The sequence below is a fragment of the Neisseria sp. P0022.S010 genome (assembly GCF_051956635.1).
On the sequence record NZ_JBQCXF010000115.1, the window covers coordinates 1 to 8,143 of the forward strand.

The 8,143-nt window shown below is 55.4% G+C and carries 9 protein-coding genes; 2 read left to right on the forward strand and 7 right to left on the reverse strand.

The window, feature by feature from the left end; genetic code table 11:
• From ACTHUT_RS10875 to ACTHUT_RS10895, 5 genes are all read right to left on the reverse strand, one after another.
• The coding region (locus tag ACTHUT_RS10875; RefSeq protein WP_440418794.1) for a phosphoenolpyruvate-utilizing N-terminal domain-containing protein at positions 1 to 922 on the reverse strand (922 nt) is incomplete at its 3' end.
• The gene (locus ACTHUT_RS10880) at positions 922 to 1,191 is read right to left on the reverse strand and encodes an HPr family phosphocarrier protein (RefSeq protein ID WP_003683718.1); all 270 of its coding nucleotides are present in this window, start codon (positions 1,189 to 1,191) and stop codon (positions 922 to 924) included. The genes ACTHUT_RS10880 and ACTHUT_RS10875, both read right to left, overlap by 1 nt.
• A 44-nt stretch (positions 1,192 to 1,235) precedes the next feature.
• On the reverse strand, positions 1,236 to 1,664 hold the full coding sequence (locus tag ACTHUT_RS10885; protein WP_070590120.1) for a PTS sugar transporter subunit IIA: 429 nt from the start codon (positions 1,662 to 1,664) through the stop codon (positions 1,236 to 1,238).
• Between the two features lie 58 nt (positions 1,665 to 1,722).
• Positions 1,723 to 2,286, reverse strand: a complete 564-nt coding sequence (locus ACTHUT_RS10890; RefSeq protein WP_003681752.1) for a hypoxanthine-guanine phosphoribosyltransferase — start codon at positions 2,284 to 2,286, stop codon at positions 1,723 to 1,725.
• A 114-nt stretch (positions 2,287 to 2,400) separates the two neighbouring features.
• Positions 2,401 to 3,930, reverse strand: a complete 1,530-nt coding sequence (locus ACTHUT_RS10895) for an ABC transporter permease (protein ID WP_250599420.1) — start codon at positions 3,928 to 3,930, stop codon at positions 2,401 to 2,403.
• A 233-nt stretch (positions 3,931 to 4,163) separates the two neighbouring features.
• On the opposite strand from ACTHUT_RS10895, the gene ACTHUT_RS10900 reads away from it, so the two are divergent.
• Together ACTHUT_RS10900 and pdxA are read left to right on the forward strand one after the other, a co-directional pair.
• Entirely contained in the window at positions 4,164 to 4,694 is a 531-nt protein-coding gene (locus tag ACTHUT_RS10900) for a cytochrome b (RefSeq protein ID WP_250599422.1), read from the forward strand.
• 156 nt (positions 4,695 to 4,850) lie between these two features.
• Positions 4,851 to 5,855, forward strand: a complete 1,005-nt coding sequence (gene pdxA / locus ACTHUT_RS10905) for a 4-hydroxythreonine-4-phosphate dehydrogenase PdxA (RefSeq protein ID WP_250599424.1) — start codon at positions 4,851 to 4,853, stop codon at positions 5,853 to 5,855.
• Positions 5,856 to 6,039: 184 nt separating this feature from the next.
• On the opposite strand, the gene ACTHUT_RS10910 is transcribed toward pdxA, so the two are convergent.
• The gene (locus ACTHUT_RS10910) at positions 6,040 to 7,035 is read right to left on the reverse strand and encodes a S49 family peptidase (RefSeq protein ID WP_440418795.1); all 996 of its coding nucleotides are present in this window, start codon (positions 7,033 to 7,035) and stop codon (positions 6,040 to 6,042) included.
• A gap of 54 nt (positions 7,036 to 7,089) precedes the next feature.
• Positions 7,090 to 8,112, reverse strand: a complete 1,023-nt coding sequence (locus ACTHUT_RS10915; protein WP_250599426.1) for a lysozyme inhibitor LprI family protein — start codon at positions 8,110 to 8,112, stop codon at positions 7,090 to 7,092.
• Between the last annotated feature and the right edge of the window lie 31 nt (positions 8,113 to 8,143).

Genomic DNA, 8,143 nt, shown 5'->3' on the forward strand with positions numbered 1-8,143 from the left:
TGAGGTAGAGGAATTCGCTGCGGAACAGGCCGACGCCGTCTGCGCCGAAGTTGTGCAGGGCTTTGATGTCTTCGGCGGATTCGATGTTGGCGAGCAACTCAATGTTGATGCCGTCGGCCGTGGTGGCGGCGGTTTTTTTGATTTTGTTGAGTTCGCGCTTGTGGCTGCGGTATTCGCGGGCGAGGCGGCGGTATTCGTTGAGGACGACTTCGTCGGGATCGATGATGAGGATGCCGTTGATGCCATCGACGATGACGATTTCGTTTTCGGTAATGAGTTTGCGGGCGTTGTGCAGGCCGATGACGGACGGGATGTCGAGGCTGCGGCCCAAGATGGCGGTGTGGCTGGTCGGGCCGCCGGCATCGGTTACGAAGGCGGTAATGTGCTGCTCTTTGAACAATACGGTATCGGCAGGCGAGAGGTCGTGCGCGATGAGGACGGTATCGTCAAACAGGTTGCCGGCGAGGTTGATTTCGTTGCTTTGGCCGACAAGGTTGTTGTGAATGCGGCGGACGACTTGGAGCATGTCCTGTTTGCGTTCGCGCAGGTAGTCGTCGTCGATGCTGTCGAACTGGGCGGCAAGCTTGTCGCTTTGCAGTTTCAATGCCCATTCGGCGTTGATTTTCTGCTCGCGCAAAATGTCGATGGGTTCGCGCGAGAGGGTGACGTCGGTCAGCAGCATCAGGTGCAGGGAGATGAACGCGCCCAATTCGGTCGGGGCGTTTTCGGGAATCGCGCCGCGCAGCTGTTCCAGTTCTTTGCGCGTGGCTTTGATGGCGGCGTCAAAACGGGCGGCTTCGGCGTCGATGAGGTCGTCTGAAACGTCGTATTGCGGCACTTCCGTCGTGCCGCGCGTAATCAGGTGGGCGTGGCCGATGGCAATGCCTTTGCCCGCGGCTACACCGTGTAGGACGATGCTCATTATTCGCCCTCGCCGAAGTAGTCGTTGATGAGGTCGGTTAACGCCTGCATGGCGGCGGCTTCGTCTGCGCCTTCTGTTTCCAGCTCAATCACGGTACCTTTGGCGGCGGCCAGCATCATCAGGCCCATGATGCTTTTGCCGTTGACGCGGTTGCCGTTTTTGGTGACCCAGACTTCGCTTTGGAATTGGGAGGCGGTTTGGGTGAATTTGCTGGAGGCGCGAGCGTGCAGGCCGAGTTTGTTGATGATTTCTATTTCTTGTTTGAGCATGGATGTCCCCTAAATGTTCGTAAAGTGAATGTTTTCAGACGGCCTTAGCCGTTTTCTTTGCACACCAGGTCTTCAGGTGCGGATGTAATGGCGAAAATGCCCCGGATGGCGGCTTCTTTGACGGTTTCGGTGAAGTCGGAGAGGTTTTCTGCTTGTGATGAGTATTGGATGGCTTTAATCATCATCGGGGCGTTGAGGCCGGTCAGGATGGCGGATTTGTTTTCGCGCACCAGCCGGCGTGCGGCGTTGCACGGGGTTGCGCCGAAGATGTCGGTCATGATCAGCACACCGCGGTTGTCGGGAAATTCCTGCAATGCGGCGATGGCGTTGTTGATGATGTCGTTTTGATCCTCGTCGGGCTGTACGCCGAGGATGTGGAGATTTTCGGGAAAGCCGTTGGGGAAGAAATGGTCGGCCAAACCGCGATAGGCTTCACCTATGGTTTCATGTGTAATGATTAACAAACCTATCATGATGTGTTCCTAGTATTTGGGTTGAGGCCGTCTGAAGATTTTTCAGACGGCCTTTGTTTTATTTATTGTTTAAGGCGTAGATTTCGCCGAGGTTGCGCCAGCAGCCGGCGGCATCCATGCCGTAACCGAAGACGTAGCGGTTGGGCACGTCCAAACCGACATAATCGGCTTTGGTTGGTTTTTCTTTGTCGATCAGCTTGTTGGCAAATACGGCCGCACGGCAGCTTGCTGCGCCCATTTCCAACAGTTTTTCCTGAATAGCGGCCATGGTGTGGCCTTCGTCCAGGATGTCGTCCAAAACGACTACATGACGGCCTTTGATTTGCTCGGGGTCGGGCATGCGTTTCCAGTTGAACGCACCGCCTGCGAGTTTGTCGCCGTAGCGGGAAACGTGGACGTAGTCAAAGTCCAAAGGAAAGCGCAACAGCGGCAACAACTGTCCTGTAAACACCACCGCGCCACCCATTACCGGCAGGAGCAGGGGGTATTTGTCGCCCAAGTCGCGGGTAATGTCGTCGGCAACTTTTTGCAAGGCCGCGCGGCATTGTTCTTGATCAAACAGCAAGTCGGCATTGTCCAGCATGGCTTGGGTTTCAAGGCGTTTGGTTTCTAAGTCGGTCATGATAGGTCGTGTTGAGTGCGGTTAAAAACAAATTATATAGCGGATTCAATCAATTTTCGATACAAGGCGCGGCAAGAGTGTAGTGAAAGTGAAGGGAATTTGAGCCGACCACGTTCAGACGGCCTTTTGCCCTTCCGCTTCGTCCACCAGCAAAAATGCCGTTAAAGCCAAAGCGGTCAATACCGCCGTCAACACCATCGCCCGTCCGTAATTGTCCGCACCGGCGCGTCCGAGATAATCGTAAATCAAAGTGGTCAGCGTCTGCCATTCGGGGCGCGACAGGAATAATGTGGCCGCAAATTCGCCGATACACGTTGCCGAAGCCAAAGTCAGGCCACGCCGTAAAGCCGGTTTCAATAAAGGCGCGGTTACATAACAGGCCGTCTGAAAACCGTTTGCGCCCATGGTGCGCGCCGCCGCTGTGTAATCTTTGGGCAAACCATCCCACGCGGCCAGTACGTCTTTGGCCACAAACGGATACGCCAACAGCGCGTAAGTCGCGGTCAGCAGCCACAGCGAAGCCGTCCACTGCGGATAGAGTAGCAAAACGCCGAAGGCGATGCACACGGGCGACACCATAAACGGCAAAAACATCAGTGCGCGCAACCACGCCATTTGCCGTGCCGCCGCCGCATACAGCACGCCCAAAACCGTTGCCGCCGCCACCGCTGCCGCAGAGAAACGGACGGTGTTCCACACTGCCGCCCACGTTTGTGCTTCCAGCAAGACTGCCCAAGAAGAGCCTGCCGATACCGCCTTGAGCCATACAGCAGCCAAAGGCAGCAGGCAGCACACTGCCAACATGGTCAATACCGTTGCCGTCAGCCATTTTTCCCAAGCCCATATCGGCGCACGCGGAGGCAAAGGCGAGACCGACTTATCCACAGCCACGCGTTTGCTCCAATACGCATACAAACCGCCTGCCGCCGCCGTAACCGCCAGCACCAGCCACACCAACACCGACGCACGCGCCATGTCCAACTCATACGCCACCAGCCGGTAGATTTCCACTTCCACCGTTGCAAAACGTTCGCCGCCGAGCAGCAAGGCCAGTCCGAAGCCTGAAAAACAATATAAAAACACCAGGCACGCACCGCCGGCAATCCATGCACGCACCACCGGCCATTCGACCCAGACAAACCGCCGCCACGCGTCCGCGCCCAAAGATTGCGCCGACAGCAACCGCGCCTGCGGCACACGCACAAATCCCTGATACGCCGAGCGCACCAAAACCGGCAGATTGAAAAACACGTTGCCGTAAATCAGCAGCCACGGTGTGTCCTGCCAACCTGCCGCCAGCATACCGTGTGCGCCAAATAAAGCCAGTACGCCCATGCCTGCCACCAAAGTCGGCATCACAAAAGGCAGCATCAGCAGGCGCAAAACCGTGCGCCGTCCGGCGAAGTCCATCCGCGCCAGCACCCACGCCGCAGGCACGCCCAAAGCCGTGACCAAGACGCAGGTCAAAACCGCCTGCGCCACCGTCCAGCCCAAGCGCAGGCGCATATAGTCATCAGCCACCACTTCCGCCCAAGCGCCTTCGCCGTCGTAAAACGCCAGCGACAGCAAAGGCGCGGCCACCATGACCGCCAAGAAACCCAAAGGCAGAAGCAACAGCGCACACCGCCGAATCCAAATCTGCATCGATGCGTACCCGAGAATAAAAACGCCTATTTTAGCCCGAGTTCGGCATAGAAGGTGGTATTCCTGCCTTTGTTTTCAGACGGCCTGTGCAGCCTGACGGGTAAAACCGCCGTTTCTTCAAATTTTCCAAATATTTACGAAATCTCTTCAAAAAGACAACATAATCAGTTCGGCATTTTTGTTACAATGCCGCCGATTCAAAAAACCAAACAAATCAAAAACAAGGAAACATTATGACCGCTACACGTCCACAAACCTACGATGCCGTTGCGCGCGCGTTGCACTGGCTGACCGTACTCGGTTTCATCGGCATCCTCTCCACCATTACCGTTTGGACCATCTATGATGGCGAAGAATGGGTCAAATCGCTCTTCGGCGTACATAAATCCATCGGTTTCATCACGCTGCTGGTGATTGCCGTGCGTATTGTTTGGGCTTTGCTCAATGCGTCCAAACGTCCTGCCGCCGACAGCTTTGCCGCCAAAGCAGGCCACCTTGCCCTTTACGCCCTCATGCTTGCCGTTCCCGTTATCGGCATGATCCGCCAATACGGCGGCGGTCGCGGCCCGTTGAAAGTATTCGGTGTCGAAGTGATGCAGGGTTCGCCAGAGAAAATCGAATGGATGTCCAATCTCGGCAATATGGCGCACGGCAAACTCGGTTGGCTGCTTTTTGCGCTTGTCGCCGGCCACATCGCCATGGTTGTCGTCCACCGCATTCAAGGCCATGACGTTTTGTACCGCATGATCGGCCGCCATTCTTAAGTGTAAAACGATAAACAGCCAAGGCCGTCTGAAAACAGTTGACCAAGCAAAAACTGTTTTCAGACGGCCTTTTTGTATTTGTGTTAATCTGCAAAAGTAGGGCAGGCGTTTTGCCTGACTGTTGTCTAAATACTGTAACCCGTACCGAGAAACACCATGACTGCTCCCATCCTCGCCATTACATCCGGCGAACCGGCCGGTATCGGCCCCGACATCTGCCTCGATTTGGCTTTCGCCGACCTTCCTTGCCGCCCCGTTGTTTTGTGCGACAAAAACCTGTTGGCGCAAAGGGCCGAACAGCTTGGCAAATCCGTCATCTTGCGCGATTTTCAAGCCCAAGCGGCTGATCCGTTGCCCAAGGGCGAACTCGAAGTCCTGCATATTCCTTTAGATGCCGAGTGTCGGGCGGGCGAACTCAATCCTGCCAATGCCGCGTATGTGCTCCGACTGCTGGATACGGCGTATCAAGGCATTTCAGACGGCCTGTATGCCGGTATGGTTACCGCGCCGCTGCATAAAGGCATCATCAACGATGCCCACGCAGGCAACGGATTTTTCAGCGGCCATACCGAATACCTCGCCGAAAAAAGCCATACCGAACAAGTCGTCATGATGCTGACCAGCGGCGGCCTGCGAGTTGCATTGGTGACCACCCATCTGCCGCTGAAAGACATTTCCGCTGCCATTACGAAGCCTTTAATCGAATCGGTTGTCCGCATTCTTGAACACGACCTGCGCCATAAGTTCGGCATAGCCAAACCGGTCATCCTCGTTACCGGCCTCAATCCCCACGCGGGCGAAGGCGGCCATTTGGGACACGAAGAAATCGACACCATTATTCCGGCGCTTCATGCCTTGCAGGCCGAAGGCATAGACGCGCGCGGCCCGTATCCTGCCGATACGGTGTTCCAACCTTTCCTGCTCAAAGACGCCGACGCCGTCCTCGCCATGTATCACGACCAAGGGCTGCCGGTGCTCAAATATGCCGGTTTCGGTGAAGGCGTGAACATCACCCTCGGCCTGCCCTTTATCCGTACCTCCGTCGATCATGGCACGGCTTTGAACTTGGCCGGTACGGGCAAAGCCGATTCCGGCAGCCTGATTACTGCCGTCCTCGCCGCGCTTGATATGGCGCATAATATGCAGAAACAGGCCGTCTGAAATGTGGAGGCTTGATCATTTGCAGGCGTAATGTGTTCCCGTAAAAGTATCATCAGGGGTATTTGCCTGTCGGTTTGATGAAGCCGATGGATGTTTGGACAATAATCTGCACTTTATTTGAAAAAACATATAAAAAGGCCGTCTGAAGCTCTAATTGGGTTTCAGACGGCCTTTTATTTTTCATTTACCAAATTTCAGACAAAGTTTCTTTGACTTTGGCCTTCACTTCCGCACCGAAGCGGCGGCTGAGCATTTTGCTGAAATCGTCTTGCGGCGTGTAGTTGACCAGCTCGGGGGCTTTGACAACATCGCGGGCAACGCTGTAAATGCTGCCGAAGTCGTCAATCAGGCCGACTTGTTTGGCTTCTTTGCCGGTATAGATGCGGCCGCTGAAAACATCGGGATACTGTTTGTCTTTTAACCTTGCGCCGCGGCCGAGTTTGACGGCTTTGATAAATTCTTGGTGGATATCGCCCAACATAGTTTCCCAAATTTGGGTTTGCGCCGGTGTTTCAGGCGTGAAAGGGTCGCCCATGCCTTTGTTGCTGCCGGCGGTTTTCAGACGGCGTTTGACACCGGCTTTGTCCATCAGGCCGGTAAAGTCGAAACCGCCGCCGATCACGCCGATGCTGCCGACAATGCTGGAAGGGTCGGCGTAAATTTTGTCGGCTGCGGCGGCAATGTAGTAGCAGCCGGAAGCGCACATGTCTTCGGCAACGAGGTAGACAGGGATGTCTTTGTGTTCGGCTTTGAGGCGGCGGACTTCGTTAAAGGCCGTGTTGGACACGACAGGAGAACCGCCGGGGCTGTTGGCACGGATGATGATGGCTTTGGCGTTGCCGTTTTCGTAGGCGGCTTCCATGCTATCGCGCAGGATTTGGACTTGGTCGTCGATGTCGTTGCCGATTTCGCCGGTCAGGTCGATAACGGCGGTGTGTTCGCTGCGGGCGTGGATGCTCGTGGTTTTTCCTTCTTCTTCTGTGAGGCCGAAGATCAGGCTGAGAAAGATGAGGACGGCGACACCGCGCCAGATATTGCGCCAAATGCGGGCGCGGCGCTGTTCTTGGTAGGCGGCGAGGAGGACTTCGCGCAGGGTGTTGCGTTCCCAGTTGTCGACGGGTGTGGAGGCTGAAGATGGCGTGTTTTGGGCATCGCCTTCACGGTGGATTCGGTATTGCATGATGTGATGTGCTTTCTTGTGGGCCGTCTGAATGTTCAGACGGCCTTATCGGTTTTAGTTGATGGAATAGCCGCGCAGGTATTGCGTACGTTCGCGGGTCATGCGGGTTTCACACTGCAGGCGCAGATATTCTGCTTGCGCGGCGTTGTCTGCAGACGCGGCAGCTTGTTGGCAGTTGAGTTTTTTGCTTTGAATCCAGGCGCGTTGTTCGCCGAGGATTTGTTGTTTGACATCGCTGTCCATGCCGCCCCAAAGGTCGTTGATCTCGCCGTCTGCCTGACGGTTTTGCGCGCGCGCGTTGTCAAGTTCGCTTTGGCTGAGGCCGGGCGGTTCGTTGTGCGGAGTGTCACGGTCAGGGCGCAGGACTTCGTAGTCTGAATTGTCGTCATCATCGGTCAAGCCGACGGCTTGGCTGGCGGCGTTGTTTTCGAGGATGTCTTGTGGATCAACAGTCGGCGGCTCTTCCGTATTTTGGTTTTGCAGCAGCTTGATGGCCTGCTCTTTGGATACTGGTTTGCCGTCTATCATGACGATGCTTTTCACGCCGTAGGGCAGCAGGGTGGCGGAAAGGGTTTGGGCTGTGGTGCTCAGGGTGTTGTCTTCGAGAACCGGTTTGCCGTCTTTGTCGGGGGTGTAGAGCAGGGTGGTGCTGAACGTGTTGTTTTCAAAAGTCAGGTTGCCGCCCATCAGTTTTTGTTCGAGCATGTCGGACAACGGGGTGTTGCCGTAAATCAGCGGACTGTTGTCTATGGCCGTTTTGAGGATGGTGTCGGGAATGCGGATTTTGAGGTTGGCGCGGCAGATGGCTTTGCCGTTGTCTTCGGTTTCTTTGGGGTCTTCAAGCAGGGTTTCTAATTCGAGGCCGGCGGCGATGATTTTGTCGGCATCGACGAATTGGCGGTTGTCATTGCGGGCAAAGGAGCGCGCTTGTTGTTTGAGGGTGTCTTCGATGGTGGTACGGATGTTTTGCAGTGTGGCCGGTTGGGCGCAATCAAGCGCGGCTTTCGGCTCTTCTTTGCTGCATGCGGCAAGAAGAATCGTGCTTAAAATCAATACGGAAGCGGTTTTTTTGTACATAGGTACTCCTGAAGATGACGGCCTTTCAGAC

Bases quoted from the DNA above. Each gene is read 5' to 3' on its own strand.
- ACTHUT_RS10880 (WP_003683718.1), bottom strand. From the start codon at position 1,191: ATGCTCAAACAAGAAATAGAAATCATCAACAAACTCGGCCTGCACGCT.
- ACTHUT_RS10885 (WP_070590120.1), bottom strand. From the start codon at position 1,664: ATGATAGGTTTGTTAATCATTACACATGAAACCATAGGTGAAGCCTAT.
- ACTHUT_RS10890 (WP_003681752.1), bottom strand. From the start codon at position 2,286: ATGACCGACTTAGAAACCAAACGCCTTGAAACCCAAGCCATGCTGGAC.
- ACTHUT_RS10895 (WP_250599420.1), bottom strand. From the start codon at position 3,930: ATGCAGATTTGGATTCGGCGGTGTGCGCTGTTGCTTCTGCCTTTGGGT.
- ACTHUT_RS10900 (WP_250599422.1), top strand. From the start codon at position 4,164: ATGACCGCTACACGTCCACAAACCTACGATGCCGTTGCGCGCGCGTTG.
- pdxA (WP_250599424.1), top strand. From the start codon at position 4,851: ATGACTGCTCCCATCCTCGCCATTACATCCGGCGAACCGGCCGGTATC.
- ACTHUT_RS10910 (WP_440418795.1), bottom strand. From the start codon at position 7,035: ATGCAATACCGAATCCACCGTGAAGGCGATGCCCAAAACACGCCATCT.
- ACTHUT_RS10915 (WP_250599426.1), bottom strand. From the start codon at position 8,112: ATGTACAAAAAAACCGCTTCCGTATTGATTTTAAGCACGATTCTTCTT.